Raw genomic sequence first — 22,112 nt, 5'->3', positions numbered from 1 at the left:
GTACAGTGTTTGCCCTACGGTTAAATCTGATCTCTTAACACAAAAAAGCCCCACCAATTTCATGATGAGGCTTTTACTATATTACCTATTTGTTTTACGTTAAGGCGCTAGCGCTGGGTAAACGTAGCTGGCATCAAGCCCTAGCGGGATACCAAGTGCCCAGTAACCTAATAAAAAGATACTCCAGCCAATCATAAAGGCGATTGAGTACGGTAGCATAATAGCAATTAAAGTGCCTATGCCGGTGCCTTTCACATACTTTTGACAGTACACCACCACTAATGGGAAATAGGGCATTAACGGTGTAATAATATTAGAGCTTGAGTCACCAACACGATAAGCCGCTTGAGTTAAGTCTGGCGAAATACCAAGTTGCATTAGCATAGGTACAAATATGGGGCCAAGTAATGCCCATTTTGCTGAACTTGAACCTACAAATAAGTTAACAAAGCCGGTTAAAAAGATAATTCCCACAACCGTTACTGCACTTGGCAACTGCATTGCTTTTAATAACTGCGCGCCTTCGATTGCTAGCAATGCACCTAAGTTTGATTTACTAAATGCGGCAATAAATAACGAACAGAAAAATGCCATTACAATATAATATGCCATGCCGCTCATCGCTTTACTCATGGCATCTATCATGTCTTTAGAGGTTTTAAAGGTGCCTACGGTAAAGCCGTAAACCGCGCCGGGTATCCAAAATAATAAAAAGATTAACGGTACGATAGATTGCATTAATGGCGAGCTAAAATTAGTTAACGAGCCATCGCTGCTGCGCATTGCCGAGTTACTATCTGCCGATACATAAGCAAGTAACGCAAGGCCTGCAACCATAACTGAACTGGCAATTATAAATGCACGTTTTTCATCACTGCGGGCATCTTCAAATACGGGTAAATCTTCTTTAGCGCCATCTACCGCGGTTTTTTGTAAACGTGGTTCTATAATTTTATCGGTAATATACCAGCCTAATGCCACTATAAATAAGCTAGATGCTGAAGCAAATGCCCAGTTATTTAACGGGTTAATTGTCATTGCAGGATTAATTATTTGCGCCGCACTTTGGGTAAAACTTTGTAGCAATGGGTCGATACCCGATGGAATAAAGTTAGCCCCAAAACCACCACTCACACCAGCAAATGCAGCAGCAATACCCGCAAGCGGATGGCGCCCTGCAGCATAAAATATAACCCCAGCTAGTGGAATAACTAATACATAACCTGCATCAGTTGCGGTATGGCTTACAATGGCCACTAAAATAATTGAAGGCGTTAATAACTTTTTAGGCGTCACTTTAAGCATTAACTTAAGGCCGGTATTAATAAAGCCCGAATGCTCTGCAACCCCCACACCTAACATAGCCACTAACACTACGCCTAAGGGTGCAAAGCCGGTAAAGGTTTTTACCATAGAGGATAAAAAGGTGGCGAGCGAATCACTTGCTAGCATATTATTGATAATAATGGCTTCGCCGGTACGTGGATCTATTGCATCAAAGCTTACGCCTGAAAACCACCACGACAAAAACCAAATTAGTAACATGGCAAACAAAAATATAATGGCCGGATCAGGAAGCTTATTACCTACCCGTTCAACAAAATTTAAAAATCGTGCAATTAAACCAGTTGGCACTGCACTTTGGTTATTATTCATTCTTTAAAGCTCTCTAAATCATATTTTCAATAACCATATCCTATCTTTACACAACAGTAAATTAACCTGAGGCTAACTCCCTCATATCAATACTTTTAAACAAAAAAAACGCGATAAGCCAGTAGCGTATCGCGTTTAAATTAGTTTTAGCCTAGGTTTACTCAGGCCAATGCTTTTACTTCTTCCCACAAACGAGCAACAAGGGTTTTGTCATCTTCATTAAGTTCACCATTATGATAAGCCTTCACTAAGCTTTGCTCTACGGTTTCGTTAAGTTCATCTGTGCTAATAGTTAGCTTTTCTACTTGCGCATACCCTACTGCTAAGTCAAAGTGACCTCGCAAATAGCCTCCTGCAAATAATTCATCATCGGTGGCTTTAATCACTAAATCATCAAAATAGTGTTGGGCTGCATCAATATAGTTTACTAAACTCATTTATTCTGTCTCCTGGTTTTGCAATGGGTATTAATACCCTACTGCATACATAATGTGGTCGTTAAATCCGCATGTAACTTTAATATAACCGGTTAGTTCATCATCTAAACTGCTATCGCCGGTGTCACAAATAAGTGGGCGGCCATTTAAAGCCTGCAATTTTGTTTTTGTAGCTACTACTATAATGTTATTGGTGCCAATAGTGCGAATAAGCGCGGGGCTAAGCTGTTGATTACCACGACCAAAAATATGTCCTTGGCCGCCAATTAAGGTGATCACTAATTTAGTTTTTTGACCTTGCGTATGCTCAAGTAATTGCGCTGCGGTTAGGTCTTGCGCTATAAGGGTTTGATCTTTAACTAAATCGACACCTAAGAGTGTATTTTCTAACCCCATTTCTTCCATTACTGCAGCAACGGTTGAGCCACTGCCCATAATGTAAAAAGTGTCCTCATCCATTTCACTCACCACATAGGCGGCAATATCTACAAGCACTAACTCGTCGGTTTCTTTACCGCCATTTTTAACCGCTTGCATGTAACGCACTTCGCTTGGTACTTGCATTTCGCCATAACGTTTAGCTTTAACTGTGCCTTGTCTAAATGCCTCTTCGTCAATATCCATTACATCGGCGTCACCTAAGGTAACTAAATCGCCTTTTACCAGCATTTCGACTACACGCCCTGCTGCTTTTGGCGTGATTGCATATACCCCTGAGTGTATTTTGCAGCCAGCAGGAATACCCAGTACGGGTATTGTGTCCTCAACAGCATGGCAAATATTACGCGCTGTGCCGTCGCCTCCAGCAAATAAAACTAAATCTACACCTAGCTCTTTAAGTGCTTTTACAGCGTGCTCTGTGTCGTTGGCTGTGGTTATAGCATTGCTGTTATATATTACTTGCACCTTAAAGCCGAGTGCTTTAGCACAGTGCTCGCCCATATCGCCATTTACTGTATAAATAGTTAATTGGTTTTTATAAGGCAGTAATACTTCAAGTGCGGCTTTTGTACGGCTATTAGCTTTAGGCTGAGCGCCAAGTGCTAGCGCTTTTGCTGCAGTTGCTGCGCCATCGCTACCTTTTAACGCTACAGTGCCGCCTAAACCCGCTAGCGGGTTTATAATTAAACCTAACTTAAACTGCATCCTTGAGCTCCTTGGGATGTTGCCAATTAAATTGCTGTGCACTCATTGGCCATGGCGTATTATAAAAATGGCTTAGTGCTTTTAGCAATGCCTCGGTACGGGAGTTAAAACCGTTATTAATAAGTGTTAAAACTTGTTGGTGTACTCGCTGCTGAAAATCAAAACGACACGTTTGCTCGCCATTTAAATTATCTACCGACACATTAAATTCAAAACCTGCGGCGGTACTCAATAGCCACTCAATGGCTTGCGGTTTTATTTCTACATTTTCAAATTCGGCTTGTTTTTGCTTATCGCGGCCGTCGGGGCAATACCAATAGCCGTAATCTTCAAGTAAACGGCGCTTATCTCCCGCCACCAGCCAATGTGCAATTTCGTGCAGGGCACTGGCGTAAAAACCATGAGCAAACACAATTTGGTGATACGGCGTTTTATCACAGCTAGGAATATAAATAGGTTCGTGCTCGCCTTTAACCAGCCGCGTATTATAGCTTTGGTCAAAAGTGGCTGCAAAAATAGAAATTAAATCAGCAATTTTATGCATAAAAGTTTAATTACTTACTCTGAATATAGGGCTTACTGCTCATTATATTAAAAATGTGCGCGCTAAAAACGAGGTGAATTGTACGGGCTTTCGCAGCGAATGTAAAAAATTGGATAGCGGGTTAACACTTCCATGTAACGGCGTTTTATAAAGCCCATGGGGCTTGCTAATAATAGCTATACAAGGTGCTGCCAAATAGCTGGTATTTATACTGTTTGGCGTATTTACTGCTTGAGCAATAACCCTTACCATCACTATAACGACAGAGCTGCTTACTGAAATACTAAAATTATGTTTAAACTAATGAGTATAAAAAAGGTTAAATTTTTATTTATTGCCCTGCTTGGGCTTATGGGTACATCACTGCCTGCTGTTGCAAAAAACATCAGTATTAATGTGTTTGCTATTCCTTCGCAACCAATCATTACTTTAATGGCGCAAACCAGTGATGCATTAAAACAAGCGGGTATGGTTAGCTTTTACGATAAAGGCATGCCGGTACACGCTACTTTATATTTAACTGACTTTGCACCCGGTACAGAGGAGGCAATTAAACTTGCGGTAAAAAACATCGTAGCGCAACAACAGCCTTTTCCCATAACCGCTGAAGGCTTTAGCGTAACGCAAAGTAATTGGGCCTTTATTAATTTACAGCCGTCGCGCCAATTACAAAGACTATCTGACGAGGTAACACTTGCCATTGAACCGCTGCGCGAGCGAAATGTTACTGTGCCTACTTGGGTTAAAAACTACCCCAACAAGTTAACTGCATTTAAGCGCTACGGCAGCCCTAATGTTTTTCAAAACTTTCAGCCACATTTAACATTATTAGCTAACGAGAAAAGCCCTCAACTGGCTGTTATAAATAAACAAATACAGGCTAACCCACCTAAAGCACAGGGGCAAATAATAGGTGTAGGTATAGGGATTTCAGATCAGTTTGGTCAACAAAAGCAGGTTATTGCAGAATACTTTTTTAACAAGGGTAAAAGCTAAATTGCTTTATTACTTTTGCTGCGCTAAGTATTTTTTTAGCAGCTGGGTGTTTCGGGTGTTTGCTTTAAAGTAAGCATCAAAAATATCGCCTACTATGGGTAGTAAACCGCCCACAAAGTCGATAAGCATATTAACTAATATACGTAGTTTTATAGTCCAGCTAACACCTAAGCGCTGCGCTTCAATTAATACATAAGCAGATAAAATAAAACCGGCCATATCACCGGCAACGGGCAATAAACCAATAATCGCATCGGCACCAACTTTAAAGTTAGTAAAAGGAATTTTTAAACTGCTGTCGGTAATGAAGCTAAAACGCTCCAGCCTTTTCAATGCAGCTTGTTGCTGAGCCTTTACGTTATTTGTCATTGTCACATTTAGCACCCTCAAACCTGTTTAATTGACTTTAGTAAAAAAGTTGAACTTGCACTGATAAACAAATACAAAAAACGCGGATCACCCGCGTTTTTATTATCTACTTAATGTAACTCTAATTATACCGAACCGGGTATCGGCCCATGCTCGTGGTGTACATGTGGGTTTTGTCCACGTTGACGTAGCAAATGATCCATTAAAGTAATGGCCATCATCGCCTCAGCAATTGGCACAGCACGAATACCTACACACGGATCGTGACGACCTTTGGTGATCATCTCAACTGCTTCGTTTTCGGTATTGATACTGTTACCTGGTATAGTAATGCTTGAGGTAGGTTTTAGCGCAATAGAAGCAATAATATCTTGCCCCGTAGAAATACCGGCTAATACGCCGCCCGCATGGTTAGAGGTAAACCCTTGTGGTGTTAGTTCATCGCGGTGCTCTGAGCCTTTTTGCTCAATTACATCAAAGCCGTCGCCAATTTCAACACCTTTAACCGCGTTAATGCTCATTAACGAATGCGCAAGTTCGGCGTCAAGGCGGTCAAATACTGGCTCACCTAACCCTACAGGTACATTACTTGCCACTACTTTTACTTTTGCGCCTACTGAGTCACCTTGCTTTTTAAGGCCGCGCATATATTCATCAAGCGCTTCTAACTTGCTCACATCAGGAAAAAAGAATAAGTTGTTTTCAACTTCGTTCCAATCAAAAATGTCTGCTTTAATTGGCCCTAACTGACTTAAGCAGGCTTTTATTTCGATACCATGAAATTGTTTTAAATATTTTTTAGCAATAGAGCCCGCAGCAACACGAATTGCCGTTTCGCGCGCTGATGAGCGACCACCACCGCGATAATCGCGCAGGCCGTATTTATGCCAATAGGTGTAATCGCCATGACCTGGGCGAAACACATCTTTAATTTTGCCGTAATCTTTTGAGCGTTGATCGGTGTTTTCAATAAGTAAACCTATGCTAGTACCTGTGGTTTTACCTTCAAATACGCCTGAAAGAATTTTTATCTGATCGTCTTCACGGCGCTGCGTGGTATAACGACTTTGCCCCGGTTTACGACGGTCTAAATCTATTTGTAGGTCGGCCTCGGTGATTTCAAGACCTGCTGGTGTACCATCAACAACGCCGCCTAATGCAACGCCGTGGCTCTCACCAAAAGTAGACACTTTAAATAACTGTCCAATGCTATTACCTGCCATTACTTTTCCTCATTCCTAATGACTACCAATAGCCGAGCTTTACACTCGGCTATTTACTTATATCAATTTATATTCAAATACATATTCTATAAATGATATTGATTTTTATTGTGCAAAATACTCATCAAGTTGCTGTTTGCTAATAACAAACACACCTAAACCACCTTGTTCAAACTCAACCCATTCAAATGGCGCACCCGGATACAATGCATCCATATGTACCATAGAGTTACCTACCTCTACAAACAATAAGCCGTTTGCAGTAAGGTGCTTACTTGCTTCGCTTAATATAGTGCGGGTTACGTCTAGGCCGTCGTGGCCTGAAGCCAAACCAAGTTCTGGTTCATGATGAAACTCACGCGGTAAGTCGGCCATGTCCTCAGCATCAACGTACGGCGGGTTAGCTATGATCAGGTCGTATGTTTGCCCTGGTACACCACTAAACACATCTGACTGAATTGGCAGTACTCGTTCACTTAACTGGTAGTCTGTAATATTTATGTCGGCTACTTCTAGAGCTTCATAAGAAATATCAACCGCATCTACCTGCGCATTTTCAAACGCTTGTGCAAGTGCAATCGCGATACAACCAGAACCCGTACATAAATCTAAAATACGCTTAACCGACTCAGGCTCTTCAAGCCAAGGGGTAAAGCGGTTATTAATTAACTCTGCAAATGGCGAACGTGGAATAAGCACGCGCTCGTCTACATAAAATGGCATATTCGCAAACCAAGCAATGTTGGTTAAATACGGCACTGGGGTAAAATCGTTAATACGCTCAGCAATTAAGCCCGCTAAGCTGTTTTTTTCTGTACTCGTTAAACGCGCATGCATTAATTCTTTCGGCGCATCTATTGGTAAGCTTAATGCGGGTAATAATAAATTTACCGCTTCGTCCCACGCATTATCAGTACCGTGACCAAAAAAAATACCACTGCTGGCAAATTGGCTTGTAGTCCAACGTAACCAGTCGTGTAAGGTTGAAAGTTCTGCTACAGCTTCTTCTAGCGTTGCTTCTTCTATTTGTAATTCACTCATGTGTATTGCCTGCCTGCTACTTTCAAAATTATTAATTCAATCGAGGCCACAATCGCCTCCCGATTGCCCTATTGTAACGCCTTTTATCTCGATTTTTACCCTTTTTTTGTTTAGACTGCCGCTATGAAAAAAGATCCTTATTCAAACAGCCCAATTAGCAATGATGACATTGACATGTTTCGTCAAAGTATCACTGGTGCGCGCGTTTTTAAACAAGACACTCACCGCTTTACTAATAAGCCTAAAGTGTCACAAGCAAAGCAGTTTGCCCAGCAAAAAAAGCAACAACAGTCAGAATTCTTCTTTTCGGATGAATATATACCTGATATTGATACCAATGGTACGGTTAATTATGTACAAGATGGCCAAGACCGCTTTTTAGCTAAGCAACTACGCCGTGGTGACTTTGTTCCTGATTTAACCCTAGATTTGCATGGCTTAAATAAAGAGTCTGCAAAAGATGAGCTAGCTGGTTTGATCCACGAATGCAAAAAGAAACATTACTATTGTGCATGCATAATTCATGGCATTGGTGGGCATATACTCAGGCACAAAGTACCGCAGTATTTAGTACAACACCCAGACGTAATTGCAATGCACCAAGCACCGCTTGAATATGGTGGTAAAGGCGCTGTACTTATTTTAATTAATTTACCGCAAAGTGATGAATTTAGGCGTTAAATAACCACAGCTCTGGTTAAATACTATTTAAGGCGACATTAGTGTCTATTTTTTCAATTATATTTCCGCTGGTATTTATTGTTACTGCTGGTTTTATTAGCACTAAGTCACAATTTTTAGAACAACAACATATAACTGGTATTAGTAAATTTACCTTTTATATTAGTATTCCCGCTTTTTTATTTTTAAATATGGCGCAAGCTAACTTACACAATAGTGTGAGCTTAAATGGCTTTTTAAGTTTTTATATTGCGGTTGTGGGTGTTTTTATAATTGGCGCTTTAATAGACCGATTTTTAATTACTAAGCACAGTGATTATCAACGCCATAGCGTATTTGCTCTTGGCAGTAGCTATTCAAATACCGTACTGGTTGGCTTACCAATAATTATTGCAGCAATTGGCCGTGAAATGATTGGTATAGTATTTATGATTATCACTTTTCATAGTGCATTGTTATTTACTCTCACCTTTTTAGTGAGTGCAAAAAGCGAAAAAAGTGCGTTTTCGTGGCAACAATTTGCCAAAAACATGCTGTTAAACCCTGTGGTACTTAGCATTAGCCTAGGGTTATTGGCTAATGTTTTAGGCCTTACATTGCCACTGGATATTATTAATGGCTTAGATTTACTCTCACAACCCGCTATTGGCTGCGCACTATTTGTGTTGGGAGCTAATTTAGCATTTTATAAAATAAGCCAAAACTGGCAACCCGCGCTAATCGCCACATTATTAAAGCTAGTATTGCTACCCTGCTTAGTATTATTGTTAGGCCGATTTGTGTTTATGCTAGAGGCGCAACTACTCAACGTACTTATATTATTAAGCGCATCGCCTTTAGGTGTTAATGCCTACCTTATTGCTAATCAAATAAAACAGCACCAAGCAACGCTTGCCAGCACTGTGGTTATGTCGACCGTTTTAAGTGGTATAAGCTTTAGCATTTGGTTGTGTCTTTTATTGTAGTTCCTCAACATACTCTGCTGCCCATCAAACAAAACAAGCTTAAAAGTAATCGCTAAGTTCACTGTAGGCATTAGTAATATACTCGATCAGCAGTTTAATTTTTTCTGGCTGATGGCGCGTATACGGATACACAGCATATACCCCTAGTTCACGAGGTTGATACTCAGATAAAATAGCCACCAGTTCGCCAGTTAGCAAATGCTCATACACACAACAACGTGGTACATAGACAATGCCATAACCCGATAGCGCATTTTGCCTAAGTGCTTGTGCGGTATTAGCCGAAAAGTTTCCTTTAATGGCAATACTAACCTCCTCACCTTGGTGAGTAAAACGCCATTCGCGAGCACCTTTATTTTGATAGGTATAGGCTAAACAGTTATGTCGACTTAGATCGTCTAAGTTGCTTGGTTCGCCAAATTTTTCGATATAATTAGGCGCACAACACACCACCCAACGCGATTTGATAATAGGCTTTGCAATTAAACTTGAATCTGCTAATACGCCGGTTCTAATCGCTAAATCAATGCGTTTATCAACCAAGTCAATAAAGTCATTCTCTAGCCGCATATCAACATTCACATTTGGGTACTTTTCACAAAATTGGCCCACTACTTGCGCTAGCAGTAGCTCCCCTGAAATGGTCGGTACGGTCATTTTAATCGAACCACTAATTGCTCCACGGTAGGCACTAACACTATTTAATGCGTCACTTAATTGTAATTCTATTGACTTTGCATGTTGATACAGCGAGCTGCCCGCTTCGGTTAAGCTTAGTTTGCGGGTAGTTCGATATAATAGCTGCACACCTAAATCCTTTTCTAGCCTACTGATTTTTTTAGAAAGAGCCGGGGTCGATATTCCCGCAACCTCTGCTGCTTTATTAAATGATTGTGCGTCAACTACTAATGAAAATAACGTCAGTTCATGGGCATTAGCCATTCATTACACCTTTTTTGGAAACAATTCATTAATTTACAGACTATATATAAACAATAAATTAACTACTAGAGTAACAGCATAAAAATTACTATAAAAAATTAAGCGTGGTTACTCTATGTCGATATACCTGCAAGCTCTGCTTGCTTTTACTCCTATCTTACTTGCCGCTTTATTGCTGATCCCGTTGCAATGGCCAGCAAAGCGTGCCATGCCCGTGGTGTTAATCGTTACTATGGCTATTGCTTATTTTGCCTGGGAAATGTCATTTAACCGTATTTTAGCAAGCAGCCTTCAAGGTATGCTGGTGACCATCTCTGTATTATGGATTATTTTTGGCGCCATTATGTTGCTCAACACATTGCAACACTCTGGTGCGATCAGCACGATTCGCAGTGGTTTTGCCGATATCAGTCCCGATAGGCGGATTCAGGTTATTATTATTGCTTGGTTATTTGGCTCATTTATTGAAGGCGCAACCGGTTTTGGTACACCCGCTGCGATTGCAGCTCCCCTCTTGGTAGCGATGGGCTTTCCTGCTATGGCAGCGATTATGATTGGCATGATGATCCAATCGACACCGGTATCGTTTGGTGCGGTGGGTACGCCGATTATTATTGGTGTTAGTAATGGCTTAGATAAAGCGTTACTCAGTGAACAATTACTGACAAATAACAGTAGCTGGGAGCAATTTTTAGTATTAATAACCTCTGAAGTTGCCATTGGCCATGCCATTACTGGCACTTTAATGCCGTTATTAATGATCTGTATGATGACGCGCTTTTTTGGCAAAAATAACAGCTGGCGCGAGGGCTTTCAAGTGGCTCCTTTTGCTCTATTTGCTGGACTTGCGTTTACCATCCCGTATGCGTTAACCGGTGTTTTTATCGGCCCTGAATTTCCTTCAATAATTGGTGCCTTGGTTGGGCTAGCGATAGTCGTACCGTGCGCGAAAGCTAAGTTTTTAATACCCACTCAGTCATGGGACTTTGCCCCGCGCGAAAAATGGCCAACAACTTGGCTGGGGAATATTTCTTTTAGCGCCCCCACTAAAATCAAAGCCCCTATGTCGTTATTTAGAGCGTGGCTGCCGTATTTGCTAGTGGCGTTATTATTAGTGGCGAGTCGTTTGTCAACAGATTTAAAAGCACTGCTTAATCAATTCTCATTACAATTTAACCTAATTTTAGACGAGCCGGATATTAGCGGCAGTATTGCGCCATTGTATTTACCTGGTGGTATTTTGTTGTTTGTATCATTGCTGACGCTGTTTATTCATAAAATGAAAGTATCTGAAATTACTGATGCCGCTAAAGATGCCTCAAAAGTACTATTCAGTGCAGGCTTTGTGTTAATTTTTACCATTCCTATGGTACGTATTTTAATTAATTCTGGCGTGAACGACGCCGGCTTAGACGCCATGCCTGTTGCTATGGCTAATTTAATTGCGTTGACTTTTGGTGATATCTACCCACTTTTTGCTCCTATGGTAGGCGCCCTAGGCGCGTTTATTGCCGGCTCAAATACCGTGAGTAATATGATGCTTAGCCAGTTTCAATTTGAAGTGGCCAATGCGTTGTCTATTTCCGGCGCGTTATTGGTTGCGTTGCAAGCCATCGGCGCTGCCGCTGGGAATATGATTGCAATTCATAATGTCGTTGCCGCCTCTGCAACGGTGGGTTTACTCAATCAAGAAGGGGCAACCATAAAGCGTACTATCATACCCACATTCTACTACGTACTCACTGCTGGATTACTCGGTTTGATCGCCAGTTACGTCTTTAATATTACCGACCCACTTAACCATTTAGGATAACAAGGATTAGCAATGAGCCAGTTAAATACAATACACCTAAGACACTACCCGACAAACCCAACCCAGGTTTACTTATTCGGCACCTGCCTCAACGATACGCTGTTTCCTGACTCAGGTATTGACGCAATTGAGTTTTTAGAGCGCCAAGGCATTGAGGTTATTTTTCCGCAGGGGCAAAGCTGCTGTGGCCAACCCGCTTATAACTCTGGCTATACCGAGCAAGCCAAAGCGGTGGCGCGTGAGCAAGTGAAGCATTTTGCATTAGATATTCCAATTGTGGTTATTTCTGGTTCTTGTGGCGGTATGATGCGCCATCACTACCAAGAACTACTTAAAGATGAGCCTAACATAAATGCGTTTTGTGACCGTATTTTTGAGTTCACTGAGTTTTTAGTGCATGCATTAAAAATAAAACTAACCGATAGCGGCCCTTATGAACGGGTTGCAATGCATACTTCCTGCGCTGCACGCAGAGAAATGGGCGTGCATATCACCAGCAAAAAATTATTATCCCAGCTCAGCCAAGTCGAGTTAATAACCCATGACTATGAAAGTGAATGCTGCGGCTTTGGTGGCACTTTTGCAGTAAAGCATGGTGATATCTCTAATGCAATGGTGGCCGATAAAAGCGCCAACTTACTAGCCGCCGACGTAGTACGTTATGTCAGTGCTGACTGGGGATGTATGATGAACATTAATGGCGCACTGAGGCATCAAAAAGCGCCATTACAAGGGGAGCATATCGCCAGCTACCTATTAAGTCGCACCACCGCAGGAGGTGAGATATGAGTGAAAAACATATCGATCCACGTCAAGCGACACAAGACGAAAGTAAATATGCCGCTTCAGCGCGTTCTTTCAAAGAAAATGTTAAACGCGACCTAGCTAACGATGAACTGCGCAGTAATTTTCGCGGCGCCATGGATTATCTGGTCGAGAAACGCAAAAATGCTTTTAGCGACCTTGATGAGCTAGAAACACTTAGAGAGCAATGTAAACTAATAAAACAACGTAGTTTAGTAAAGTTACCGATTTTGTTAGAGCTGTTAGAGCAACAACTGACACAAAACGGTATTAAGGTTCATTGGGCCGAAACCTGCTCGCAAGCCAACGAAATTATTAGCGCAATTATTGCTGATAAAGATGGCAAAACGGTGGTTAAAGGCAAGTCGATGGTGTCTGAAGAAACCGCGCTTAACGATCATCTCGAAGCTAATAATATTGAGTGCTTAGAATCTGATATGGGTGAGTACATAGTACAACTCGCTAAACAGCACCCGTCACATATTATTATGCCGGCGATTCACCAAAATAAGCAGCAAGTCGCCGATTTATTTACAAAAAACATCGCCGGTTTTGAGCACACCACCGACGTAGATGCACTCATTCAGCAAGGGAGAAAAGTACTTCGCGATAAATTTTGCCATGCCGATGTGGGTATCACTGGGGTTAATTTTGCCGTTGCCGAGACGGGCACATTATGTTTAGTAGAGAACGAAGGCAATGGCCGTATGTGTACCACAGTGCCCAAGTTACATATTGCCATCACCGGCATAGAAAAAGTGGTTGAAAAGCTTGTTGATATTCCCCCGCTTCTGAGTTTATTAACACGCAGTGCAACCGGCCAAGCGATCTCAACCTATTTTAATATGATTAGTCACCCACGCCAGCTCGGTGAAAAAGATGGCCCAGAAGAGGTACATTTGGTGTTACTCGATAATGGCCGTAGTCAAATGTATAGCGATGAAGAGCTACGTCAAACATTACAGTGTATTCGCTGTGGTGCCTGTATGAACCACTGCCCAGTGTATACTCGTATTGGTGGTCATGCTTATGGCACAGTATACCCTGGGCCTATCGGGAAAATTGTCTCGCCCCACATGCTTGGGCTAGAAGCAACTACTCATCACCCCAACGCCTCGTCGTTATGTGGCGCATGCGGTGATGTATGCCCGGTTAAAATTCCGATCCCTAAATTACTGTTACGACTACGCCAAGAAAGCGTCAAACCAGCATCGCAGCAACCACATATAATGAAAGGCCAAGGCAGTGGTCGTAAAAATAAAGAAGTGTTGATATGGAGTATCTGGTCCATCATTCATCGCTCTCCTTGGCTGTATCAATCGAGCATGTGGCTAGTAACACGGCTACGGTTTTTATTACCCGCGAAACTTGGTCCTTGGACCGAAGCTAGAACAGCGCCAAAACTAGCGTCAAAAACATTGCACCAACGGGTGAAAGAACGTGAAAAAGCAAAGCAGCTAAAGCAACGCAAGGAATCATAATGAGTAATGCACGCAGAAGTATTTTAAACAAGCTGAAACAGCAGATACAAGAAGTAGATTATGACAAACTTCCTCAAGAATACGCTGTTAACTATGCTAAGTTAACCCCGCAGCAATACCTTGAGCAGTTTACTACACAATTAAAAAGTAACCATGCGCAAGTGATAAGCATAGCTCGCAGCGAATTAGCGACACATATTTATATTGAATTGAAAAAACGTAATATTAATCACTTACTATACGGCGAGCAGTGCCAATATACTAACGAGATTGAACAGCTAAACAGCGCGATCACTCTCGAAAAGTATAACTTTGACTTTAGTGAACATAAAGAGCGGTTGTTTGATCAGGTAGCGGCTGGTATTACAGGCTCACGCTGCGCAATTGCGCAAACGGGCACGATTGTGTTGTGGCCTACAGTTGCTGAGCCGCGCACTTTATCGTTAGTGCCCCCTGTACACTTTGTTATTGTGGATAGCCAAACACTCTACCCCACTTTTAGTGAGTTACTTGAAAAGGAGCAGTGGCATAATAAGCTGCCTACTAATGTGGTGTTTATTTCGGGTCCATCAAAAACTGCTGATATTCAACAGACGCTTGCCTATGGCGCACATGGACCCAAAGAGTTAATTGTATTAATCATCTAAGCATTTTAAATTCAAAAGATTAGCAGCTTAATAGCTGCTAATTACTTAACTGCAGCAACAACCGAAATTTCAACAAGCAAGCCATCTCGAGCCATTTTAGCTTCAACACAGGCGCGTGCAGGGGCATAGCCTTCAGGTACCCAGGCATCCCACACCTCGTTCATCTCAGCAAAATACTCCATGCTTTTTACATATATAGTCGCGCTTAGCATATTCTCTTTCGAGCTGCCGGCTTCATCTAGTAAAGTAGCTACTTTATCGAGCATAGTTTGAGTTTGCTCTTTAATATTTTTTTCAGCGTCTGCACAAACTTGTCCACACAGATAAATAATACCGTTATGCTTTACTATGCGGCTCATACGCGCATTAGTTTGAAGGCGTTCAATTGTCATAATTTATATTTTCCAAATTGTTTGGCATTAAACAGTGTCAGGCGCATTTATGTTTTTATATTCGCTGCGCTGGGTTTGCTCATTATAATTAATTACGGCAACTGCACCGGTATTAAAAATAGGCATATGGCCCACACATAACTGATCAACCAAATAACTTACTATGGGCATGTGCGCCACTACTAGCCAAGTATTGCACGCAGGGTGCGCCGCTATTAACGTCTCGATGTAATCGGCTGCAATTTGCGGTTTACCTTCAGGTATAATGTCTTTGCAGGTTTCGCTAAATTTAAACGTGTTATTTTTAGCAACCCCTTTTGCTGTTTGTTGAGCTCTAATGTAAGGACTAACTAACAGCGCATCGGGTGCATAGTTTTTTGCCAGCCACAGCCCCATTTTTTCAGCTTCAATATGACCCTTTTGGGTTAACTGTCTCGCTGCATCATCGGCCTGCATTGGCGTTGCTTCGCCGTGGCGCATTATTAAGATTGTTTTCATAATAAATCAACCAATTAAAGAATATAAAACAGTAGCCAATTTGCCCGTTCTTCCGCTATATTAACAAGGTAACACTATTTATTTCTTAAATAGTTCTGTCATGATATTCAGGTAAATCTTATCGCTGTATTTCTCTGTCCTGAAGTTATCATCTGTTGTTAACAAGTAAACATTTAGTTTCAGGAGCATCATTTGAATATCAGTCGCAATGATAACAGAGCCTACCGCGCTCTAACACTGGACAATGGTCTAAAAGTACTCTTAGTGCAAGATAAAGATGCAACAAAAGCCGCTGCGTCTATGGCTGTTAATGCTGGACATTTTGACGACCCTGTTGATAGGCAAGGCTTAGCACACTTTTTGGAGCACATGCTATTTTTAGGCACAGATCAATTTCCTGACTCAGGTAGCTTTAATAATTTTGTATCACAAGCGGGCGGCAATACCAATGCCTGGACCGGAACTGAGCACACTTGCTACTTTTTTGACATTAATAATCAAGAATTTGAACATGCGCTAAAGCAATTTAGCCGGTTTTTTATTGCGCCATTATTAAATGCTGCAGAAACAGAAAAAGAACGTAACGCGATAGAAGCAGAATTTAAATTAAAAATTAAAGACGACGGCCGTCGTATATACCAAGTACATAAAGAAACGGTTAATCCGGCTCACCCTTTTGCTAAATTTTCGGTGGGTAATTTACAAACATTAGCTGACAGAGAGCGCTGCATTAGCGACGAGCTAAGAGACTTTTTTAAGCAGTTTTACCAAGCTCAATACATGACTTTGGTCATATGCGCTAATGAGGAGCTCGACACTCTCCAAGCATGGACAAAACAATACTTTACTGCGGTTTGTGGTAACGCCAAGCAACCAAAACCCGCAATTAGTGCGCCGCTATACCGAGCGCAAGACCTAGGAAAACTGCTGCACATTGAGCCTCATAAGCATATGCAAAAGCTTATAGTGAGCTTTGCAATGCCTAATATTGATGACTTTTATCGTCACAAAACAGTGAGCTTTATTGCACACTTACTCGGTTATGAAGGTGCGGGCTCGTTATACTCTATTTTAAAACAGCAAGGCTGGATAAATGCACTTTCTGCCGGGGGTGGCATTAATGGCAGTAATTTTAAAGACTTTAATATTAGTATGGCACTAACGGATGAAGGTATTGAATACTTTGAAGATATTATTGAAATGATCTTTGAGTATATTTGCCTCATTAATAACAATATTGAACAGCTACCGCGCTTATACCAAGATAAAAAGAAGCTATTGCAAATTGCCTTCGATAACCAAGAACAATCGCGCTTAATAGACTGGGTAAGTAACTTAAGCATTAATATGCAACATTACGATCAGCCTAACTACTTACAAGGCGACTATTTAATGGAAGGCTTTAAACACGCCACCCATGAAATGGCCATGCAATGGTTAAAGCCACACAATATGCGCTTGGTACTTATTCACCCCGGGGTTGAGCCTCAACATAAAGCAGCTTGGTATAATACACCTTACAAGGTTGAAAAAATTTCGACTAGTTGGCTCGATGCACTAAGTAACATTAATAAACCACTCAATGAAATGCGCTTACCTGTTGTTAATCCTTATTTAACCAAAGACGTTGAGCTGTTTGATATAATTGAGCCACAAACAAAACCTGAGCTAATAGTCACAGAGCCTGGTTTTGATTTTTGGTTTAAACAAGACAACACCTTTCGCGTTGCCAAAGGTCATTTTTACTTGGCAATGGACTCAGACTTTGCAATAAAAGATGTAAAGCACATGGCACTCACCCGCCTCTTTTCTGATTTATTTATGGATAGCGTTAGCGAGCAATTTTACCCTGCCGAACTTGCAGGACTTAGTTATCACTTAACGTCTCATCAAGGTGGGTTAACACTACATACAGCGGGGCTCTCATCAAGCCAGTTAGAGCTGGTTGATGAACTCATTGATGCTTTATTTAACGTAGAAATTTGCTCTAAGCGTTTTGCCGAGTATAAAAAGCAATTAGTAAGGCATTGGCGTAACAGTAATCAAAATAAGCCCGTAGGTGAGCTGTTTAGTATGTTAGGCGCAAAAATAATGCCGTGGAATCCACAGCCAGACGAATTGGCTGACGCATTAAAAAACACGTGTTTTCAGCAATTTAATGAATTTAGACAAGACTTTTTTAAAGCCCTGCATGTAGAGTCATTTTTACATGGTAACTGGCAACAAGCTGATGCAATTAGTTTTCAGAAAAAAGTAGCCGCGCACTTAAAAAGCGCCGCTGTAATAGCCGATTTAACACGGCCATTATTTGAAATTAACAAAGTAACACGCTTTGAGTTAACGCTTCCTTGTAATGATCACGCTATGCTTATTTACTATCAAGCACAAACCGACTGTGTAAGTGAAAAAGTAAAAATGATGGCGCTAAATCATCTAATCAATCAAGATTACTTTAACGAACTACGCACCACGCAACAATTAGGCTATTTAGTTGGTGCAGGTTACGCGCCTTTTAACACCCGCGCGGGCATTGTTTTTTATGTGCAATCACCCAAGTTTGAAGCCAAAACAATACTGCAGCGCCATAATAACTTTATTCATAACTATTTAACCAATATCGATAATTTAACCCCACAAGATTGGTTACAACAAAAGCACGGCCTAACCACACATATAGCCGAAGCAGATAAAAACCTGCGACTGCGCTCGCAACGATTATGGTTAGCTATTGGTAATCGCGATCAGGAGTTTCATATGCAACAACGCTTGCTTGATGCATTAAATGCATTAACCCTTGCAGATATAAAAGCATACGCGCTAAGCCTTTTTAATGAAAATAGACCTAGATATGAGTTTTTAAACTCTGCAAAGCCCAATAAAGCGCATAATCAGGCCCTTTGCTCGCATTCTCTTTGACAGTGAGTAACGCTTGATTTAGATTGTCGTTTGAAAATTAAATGTTATAAAAACAATAAAAATAATGATCACAATAATAATAAAAATAAGCTTACTATTAGCCCTATTAGTTGCCTCGCATAGCCTATATGCCTTAGAGGCAACTTTTAACTTAAATTTAAATACCGTTGCAGTTACGGCAAGCGCAATAATTGTGCTTGTTTTATGCTACATGCTAACGGTTATATATAAACTTAAGCGCTCGCGCTATCAACTTATGCTTTCTGAACAACGCTTAAAAAGCACTGTAGAAGGCAGTGGCGATACCCTTTGGGATTGGAATATAAAAACCGGTAAAGTACTTCGTATTAACGATAAGTACTTAATGGATTCAATATTATCAACAGAGTTTCCACCTAATAAAAGCCTTATTCACCCAAGCGACATTACCCAAGTAGAATATTTACTTAAAAAACACTTTGCTCAGCAAACTCCTTTTTTTGAAGCGACTTATCGGATTAAAGATCATTTTGGCGGCTGGCTCTGGGTACTCGATCGCGGCAAAATAATAGAAAAAGACACCAACCTTAGTCCCTTACGCATGACAGGCACAGTGCGCGACATTTCACAATTAAAGCTAACCGAAGAGCGCTTAAACCTTTTTGCAAAATGCGTTGAATCGCTAACCGATGCCCTGGCTATTTACGATAAAAACTTTAAGTTAGTGGATATTAACCCCAGCTTTTTAACCTTATTTGGTGGCGTGCGCGAGCAGTACCTTAAAAAAGATTTTAATTTGCCCGGCTACGATAAAAGTTACATTAACACCATTAAAAAAACCGTATACCAGCGAGATAGCCTGCAACAAGAAGTTAAATTACGCAATAGTGCACATGTTTTATTGCCCATAGAAATTTCGATTGATGAAATTAGAAATGATCAAAACCAAATAACTAACTATGTCGTTGTATACTCTGATTTAACCGAGCGTAAAAAAGCCGAATCGCAACTGCATAACCTCTCCAATAGAGACCGCACCACCAACCTGCCTAACCGTAATTTGTTTTTTACCGACTTACAAAAATTAGGGCAACTAAACTCGCACCATGCTTTGTTAGTTTTCGACTTAGATAACTTTAAAAAAATAAATGACTCTTTAGGACACCAACTAGGTGACAGCTTATTAGCTAAACTCGCTATACGGCTAAATAAGCTCACTCGCGAAAATGACGTGTTTTATCGTTTAGGCGGCGATGAGTTTGCACTGGTAATGTCTGATACTAACGACATATATACGATTACCCGCACCGCTAAACAGTTTTTAGCGGCTATTGCTACGCCTTTTAAAATGGCCGGACATGAGCTTGCCATTACCTCAAGCGTTGGCATTGTGTTGTTCCCTGAAGATGGCAATACCCCAGAACTACTATTAAAAAATGCCGACACAGCTATGTACCACGCTAAAAAGAAAGGTAATAGTTATTTGTTTTTTAATGACACCATGAACCGTGAAGCCGTAAAGCGCCTGCAAATAGAAAACCTAATGCGCTTTGGTTTAAAAGAAAATCATTTTGCCGTGTATTACCAACCAAAAATGAATATTCATACCGGTAAACTTGTGGGAATGGAGGCATTAGTACGCTTTATCACGCCTAAAAAAGGCATTATTAGCCCGGGTGTTTTTATCCCAATAGCAGAAGAAACAGGGCAAATAATAGAAATTGGTGAAGTGGTTTTAAATAAAGCCTGTCGCGATGTAAAAGAGTGGCTTGATGCGGGCTTATTTAATGGCAGAGTTGCTGTGAATTTATCGGCAAAGCAATTTAGTTTACCCGACCTAACAACACGTATTGATGTGATTTTACAAAAAAATGCATTGCCCTCTTACTTTTTAGAGCTAGAAATTACCGAAGGCACGGTAATGGACGACCCTAAAGATGCTATCGCAATAATGTGCTCACTCAGCGCCCGAGGTATTCATTTAGCAATGGACGACTTTGGTACCGGCTACTCTTCGCTGGCCTATTTAAAGCAGTTTCCGCTTAATACGCTTAAAGTTGATAAAGCCTTTATCGATGACATGAAAAACGAGCGCGGCCGCAATATGGTCGACTCAATTGTTACTATTGCCCATAACCTTGACCTACATGTGGTTGCAGAGGGCGTAGAGCAAGCGTCGCAAATAGAAATACTCAAACAATTAAACTGTGAAACAGTACAAGGCTACTATTACTCTAAGCCGCTATCAAAAGATGAGTTTACCGAATTTTTAAAACTCCAGCACAACAAGTCTGTACCTAGTTTAATTAGTCCGATTAAAAAAGTGGCTGTCACTAATTAAAATTAAAAAACAGAAATAAAAAATTAAGGATGCCATATGCAAGGGTTAATACCTACACTTCGCAGTAACGCACGGCGGTAATGTAAATTAAACAAACACCATGCAACCGGCCCAAGTAAACCCGCTAACAACAGCCAACGCTTAACCGGCATACCCTTTTTAATCGCCTCTAAATACATAATCGCTATAAACACTGCGCTTAATAAAACAAAAATCAAAGCAATACCTAAACCTGTAAAAACAAGCCGCGTATTTTAACCAGAAAATGACTATTTTTAAAGCTATGCACTTACTATTTGAATCTAAGCAATAAAAAAAGCCGAACAAGTCGGCTTTTTAATATAAATAATTAGGCGCTTACTTTTCAGCACGGCCCATAAATTTATGCTCTGCAGTATTGATACGAATACGATCGCCTGTAGAAATATGCTCAGGAACTGAAATATTTAACCCTGTAGACATACGCGCCGGCTTTGAGCGTGCACTCGCCGAAGCACCCTTAATAGATGGGTCGGTTTCTTCCACAACCAGTTCAACACTTGATGGCAAATCTAGGCCAACCGGTGCGCCATCTATTACAATAACGTGCACGCCTTGAGTTTCTTCATTTACGAACAAAATCTCTTCGCTAATCGCATCTTTACTTAGATTATATGGCGTGTAATCTTCGTTATCCATAAACACATACTCGTCACCATCAATGTACGAAAGCATAGCTTCACGACGAGTTAAATCAGCAAGTGTTAACATATCACTGTCTTTAAATGTTTCATCCACTTTGCTGCCCGTTACTACGTCGTATAAACGCATACGGTACAAACTACCACCAGCACGACCTTGTGGAACTGAGCGTACTATATCTTTTACAACTAAAACGCGACCATTAAAATCAATGGCTGTCCCTTTTTTAACTTCACTCGCCTTTGGCATGAATATATTCCTATTATTTTTGACTCTGAGAAACATACCACGAACTAGATTTTGTTCAACTAAAACTGCTTCAAAACCCCGCTATACCTTGGATTAACTCATAAAATTATGATTTTTACAAAAATACATATAATCAAACATTAAAAAAACTGTTATGGTAGTTTCATCGAGTATGACTTCAAGGAATGGATCATGGACCAACAAACTGTACATGAGTATTTAGTTAACAAACCACTAGGGCGTGTTGATCTTTGTGGTATGAAAAACAAACAGCATGAAGATAAGGTATAATTGAATTCGCCAGAAAACTT

Annotated in this window: 21 protein-coding genes; 9 read left to right on the top strand and 12 right to left on the bottom strand. The window is 40.8% G+C overall.

The window, feature by feature from the left end; all coding sequences use genetic code 11:
• Positions 1–99: 99 nt before the first annotated feature.
• From AAEZ22_RS06035 to AAEZ22_RS06020, 4 genes are all read right to left on the bottom strand, one after another.
• A complete protein-coding gene (locus tag AAEZ22_RS06035) occupies positions 100–1,656 on the bottom strand; it encodes an AbgT family transporter (RefSeq protein WP_011327678.1) in 1,557 nt (518 codons plus the stop codon).
• A 161-nt stretch (positions 1,657–1,817) separates the two neighbouring features.
• Positions 1,818–2,093, bottom strand: a complete 276-nt coding sequence (locus tag AAEZ22_RS06030) for a YfcL family protein (RefSeq protein WP_011327677.1) — start codon at positions 2,091–2,093, stop codon at positions 1,818–1,820.
• Between the two features lie 30 nt (positions 2,094–2,123).
• The gene (locus tag AAEZ22_RS06025) at positions 2,124–3,239 is read right to left on the bottom strand and encodes an ATP-NAD kinase family protein (protein WP_182679214.1); all 1,116 of its coding nucleotides are present in this window, start codon (positions 3,237–3,239) and stop codon (positions 2,124–2,126) included.
• Positions 3,229–3,783, bottom strand: coding sequence for an elongation factor P hydroxylase (locus tag AAEZ22_RS06020; RefSeq protein ID WP_089367956.1), 555 nt, complete (start codon positions 3,781–3,783; stop codon positions 3,229–3,231). The genes AAEZ22_RS06025 and AAEZ22_RS06020 overlap by 11 nt, the downstream gene beginning before the upstream one ends.
• Before the next feature lie 303 nt (positions 3,784–4,086).
• Between AAEZ22_RS06020 and AAEZ22_RS06015 the strand changes: the two genes are divergently transcribed.
• A complete protein-coding gene (locus tag AAEZ22_RS06015) occupies positions 4,087–4,779 on the top strand; it encodes a 2'-5' RNA ligase family protein (protein ID WP_352296561.1) in 693 nt (230 codons plus the stop codon).
• Between the two features lie 9 nt (positions 4,780–4,788).
• On the opposite strand, the gene AAEZ22_RS06010 is transcribed toward AAEZ22_RS06015, so the two are convergent.
• The 3 genes from AAEZ22_RS06010 to prmB all read right to left on the bottom strand — a co-directional run bounded on the left by AAEZ22_RS06010 (position 4,789) and on the right by prmB (position 7,412).
• Positions 4,789–5,148, bottom strand: a complete 360-nt coding sequence (locus AAEZ22_RS06010; RefSeq protein ID WP_041454373.1) for a DUF4112 domain-containing protein — start codon at positions 5,146–5,148, stop codon at positions 4,789–4,791.
• Positions 5,149–5,273: 125 nt separating this feature from the next.
• The gene (aroC, locus tag AAEZ22_RS06005; protein ID WP_179807221.1) at positions 5,274–6,371 is read right to left on the bottom strand and encodes a chorismate synthase; all 1,098 of its coding nucleotides are present in this window, start codon (positions 6,369–6,371) and stop codon (positions 5,274–5,276) included.
• Between the two features lie 105 nt (positions 6,372–6,476).
• Positions 6,477–7,412, bottom strand: a complete 936-nt coding sequence (gene prmB, locus AAEZ22_RS06000; protein WP_011327671.1) for a 50S ribosomal protein L3 N(5)-glutamine methyltransferase — start codon at positions 7,410–7,412, stop codon at positions 6,477–6,479.
• Positions 7,413–7,535: 123 nt separating this feature from the next.
• Here prmB and smrB point away from each other — a divergent pair, with 123 nt between their 5' ends.
• The gene (gene smrB / locus AAEZ22_RS05995; RefSeq protein WP_041454372.1) at positions 7,536–8,093 is read left to right on the top strand and encodes an endonuclease SmrB; all 558 of its coding nucleotides are present in this window, start codon (positions 7,536–7,538) and stop codon (positions 8,091–8,093) included.
• Positions 8,094–8,134: 41 nt separating this feature from the next.
• The gene (locus AAEZ22_RS05990) at positions 8,135–9,058 is read left to right on the top strand and encodes an AEC family transporter (protein WP_011327669.1); all 924 of its coding nucleotides are present in this window, start codon (positions 8,135–8,137) and stop codon (positions 9,056–9,058) included.
• A gap of 39 nt (positions 9,059–9,097) precedes the next feature.
• On the opposite strand, the gene AAEZ22_RS05985 is transcribed toward AAEZ22_RS05990, so the two are convergent.
• Positions 9,098–10,000: a LysR family transcriptional regulator gene (locus AAEZ22_RS05985; RefSeq protein ID WP_138561749.1), complete on the bottom strand. Its 903-nt coding sequence runs from the start codon at positions 9,998–10,000 to the stop codon at positions 9,098–9,100.
• Between the two features lie 115 nt (positions 10,001–10,115).
• Between AAEZ22_RS05985 and AAEZ22_RS05980 the strand changes: the two genes are divergently transcribed.
• From AAEZ22_RS05980 to AAEZ22_RS05965, 4 genes are read left to right on the top strand one after another with little or no spacing between them, the layout of a single operon-like run.
• Positions 10,116–11,813 (top strand): L-lactate permease, encoded by a 1,698-nt coding sequence (locus AAEZ22_RS05980; protein WP_352296556.1) that lies wholly within the window; start codon positions 10,116–10,118, stop codon positions 11,811–11,813.
• A gap of 12 nt (positions 11,814–11,825) precedes the next feature.
• Positions 11,826–12,602, top strand: coding sequence for a (Fe-S)-binding protein (locus AAEZ22_RS05975; protein WP_011327666.1), 777 nt, complete (start codon positions 11,826–11,828; stop codon positions 12,600–12,602).
• Positions 12,599–14,098 carry a LutB/LldF family L-lactate oxidation iron-sulfur protein gene (locus AAEZ22_RS05970; RefSeq protein WP_011327665.1) on the top strand — a complete coding sequence of 500 codons (1,500 nt, stop codon included), beginning with the start codon at positions 12,599–12,601 and terminating at the stop codon, positions 14,096–14,098. Before AAEZ22_RS05975 ends, AAEZ22_RS05970 begins: the two co-directional genes overlap by 4 nt.
• On the top strand, positions 14,098–14,745 hold the full coding sequence (locus tag AAEZ22_RS05965; protein WP_011327664.1) for a LutC/YkgG family protein: 648 nt from the start codon (positions 14,098–14,100) through the stop codon (positions 14,743–14,745). The genes AAEZ22_RS05970 and AAEZ22_RS05965 overlap by 1 nt, the downstream gene beginning before the upstream one ends.
• A gap of 41 nt (positions 14,746–14,786) precedes the next feature.
• Here AAEZ22_RS05965 and AAEZ22_RS05960 read toward each other — a convergent pair whose 3' ends face one another.
• Both AAEZ22_RS05960 and sixA read right to left on the bottom strand, forming a co-directional pair.
• Complete coding sequence (locus tag AAEZ22_RS05960; RefSeq protein WP_011327663.1) at positions 14,787–15,137, bottom strand: RidA family protein; 351 nt, start codon at positions 15,135–15,137, stop codon at positions 14,787–14,789.
• A 27-nt stretch (positions 15,138–15,164) separates the two neighbouring features.
• The gene (gene sixA / locus AAEZ22_RS05955) at positions 15,165–15,635 is read right to left on the bottom strand and encodes a phosphohistidine phosphatase SixA (protein WP_041454371.1); all 471 of its coding nucleotides are present in this window, start codon (positions 15,633–15,635) and stop codon (positions 15,165–15,167) included.
• A gap of 192 nt (positions 15,636–15,827) precedes the next feature.
• Here sixA and AAEZ22_RS05950 point away from each other — a divergent pair, with 192 nt between their 5' ends.
• The gene (locus AAEZ22_RS05950; protein WP_352296551.1) at positions 15,828–18,551 is read left to right on the top strand and encodes an insulinase family protein; all 2,724 of its coding nucleotides are present in this window, start codon (positions 15,828–15,830) and stop codon (positions 18,549–18,551) included.
• Positions 18,552–18,615: 64 nt separating this feature from the next.
• Positions 18,616–20,871 (top strand): sensor domain-containing protein, encoded by a 2,256-nt coding sequence (locus tag AAEZ22_RS05945; RefSeq protein WP_352296548.1) that lies wholly within the window; start codon positions 18,616–18,618, stop codon positions 20,869–20,871.
• Between the two features lie 23 nt (positions 20,872–20,894).
• Here the strand turns inward: AAEZ22_RS05945 and AAEZ22_RS05940 are convergent, their stop codons facing one another.
• Positions 20,895–21,089 (bottom strand): hypothetical protein, encoded by a 195-nt coding sequence (locus AAEZ22_RS05940; RefSeq protein ID WP_182679110.1) that lies wholly within the window; start codon positions 21,087–21,089, stop codon positions 20,895–20,897.
• Between the two features lie 139 nt (positions 21,090–21,228).
• Positions 21,229–21,801 carry an elongation factor P-like protein EfpL gene (efpL, locus tag AAEZ22_RS05935; RefSeq protein ID WP_011327658.1) on the bottom strand — a complete coding sequence of 191 codons (573 nt, stop codon included), beginning with the start codon at positions 21,799–21,801 and terminating at the stop codon, positions 21,229–21,231.
• Positions 21,802–22,112: the final 311 nt, after the last annotated feature.

The organism is Pseudoalteromonas sp. 20-MNA-CIBAN-0454, from assembly GCF_040308685.1.
GTDB lineage: Bacteria > Pseudomonadota > Gammaproteobacteria > Enterobacterales > Alteromonadaceae > Pseudoalteromonas > Pseudoalteromonas nigrifaciens.
This window is presented reverse-complemented; position numbering and strand designations above follow the sequence as displayed.

What these genes read in the sequence shown, in the direction of transcription:
- AAEZ22_RS05960 (WP_011327663.1), bottom strand. Translation starts at nt 15,137, where the DNA reads ATGACAATTGAACGCCTTCAAACTAATGCGCGTATGAGCCGCATAGTA.
- AAEZ22_RS06035 (WP_011327678.1), bottom strand. Translation starts at nt 1,656, where the DNA reads ATGAATAATAACCAAAGTGCAGTGCCAACTGGTTTAATTGCACGATTT.
- sixA (WP_041454371.1), bottom strand. Translation starts at nt 15,635, where the DNA reads ATGAAAACAATCTTAATAATGCGCCACGGCGAAGCAACGCCAATGCAG.
- AAEZ22_RS06015 (WP_352296561.1), top strand. Translation starts at nt 4,087, where the DNA reads ATGAGTATAAAAAAGGTTAAATTTTTATTTATTGCCCTGCTTGGGCTT.
- AAEZ22_RS06030 (WP_011327677.1), bottom strand. Translation starts at nt 2,093, where the DNA reads ATGAGTTTAGTAAACTATATTGATGCAGCCCAACACTATTTTGATGAT.
- AAEZ22_RS05975 (WP_011327666.1), top strand. Translation starts at nt 11,826, where the DNA reads ATGAGCCAGTTAAATACAATACACCTAAGACACTACCCGACAAACCCA.
- AAEZ22_RS05980 (WP_352296556.1), top strand. Translation starts at nt 10,116, where the DNA reads ATGTCGATATACCTGCAAGCTCTGCTTGCTTTTACTCCTATCTTACTT.
- smrB (WP_041454372.1), top strand. Translation starts at nt 7,536, where the DNA reads ATGAAAAAAGATCCTTATTCAAACAGCCCAATTAGCAATGATGACATT.
- AAEZ22_RS06025 (WP_182679214.1), bottom strand. Translation starts at nt 3,239, where the DNA reads ATGCAGTTTAAGTTAGGTTTAATTATAAACCCGCTAGCGGGTTTAGGC.
- AAEZ22_RS05945 (WP_352296548.1), top strand. Translation starts at nt 18,616, where the DNA reads ATGATCACAATAATAATAAAAATAAGCTTACTATTAGCCCTATTAGTT.
- efpL (WP_011327658.1), bottom strand. Translation starts at nt 21,801, where the DNA reads ATGCCAAAGGCGAGTGAAGTTAAAAAAGGGACAGCCATTGATTTTAAT.
- AAEZ22_RS05965 (WP_011327664.1), top strand. Translation starts at nt 14,098, where the DNA reads ATGAGTAATGCACGCAGAAGTATTTTAAACAAGCTGAAACAGCAGATA.
- AAEZ22_RS05970 (WP_011327665.1), top strand. Translation starts at nt 12,599, where the DNA reads ATGAGTGAAAAACATATCGATCCACGTCAAGCGACACAAGACGAAAGT.
- aroC (WP_179807221.1), bottom strand. Translation starts at nt 6,371, where the DNA reads ATGGCAGGTAATAGCATTGGACAGTTATTTAAAGTGTCTACTTTTGGT.
- AAEZ22_RS06020 (WP_089367956.1), bottom strand. Translation starts at nt 3,783, where the DNA reads ATGCATAAAATTGCTGATTTAATTTCTATTTTTGCAGCCACTTTTGAC.
- prmB (WP_011327671.1), bottom strand. Translation starts at nt 7,412, where the DNA reads ATGAGTGAATTACAAATAGAAGAAGCAACGCTAGAAGAAGCTGTAGCA.
- AAEZ22_RS06010 (WP_041454373.1), bottom strand. Translation starts at nt 5,148, where the DNA reads ATGACAAATAACGTAAAGGCTCAGCAACAAGCTGCATTGAAAAGGCTG.
- AAEZ22_RS05985 (WP_138561749.1), bottom strand. Translation starts at nt 10,000, where the DNA reads ATGGCTAATGCCCATGAACTGACGTTATTTTCATTAGTAGTTGACGCA.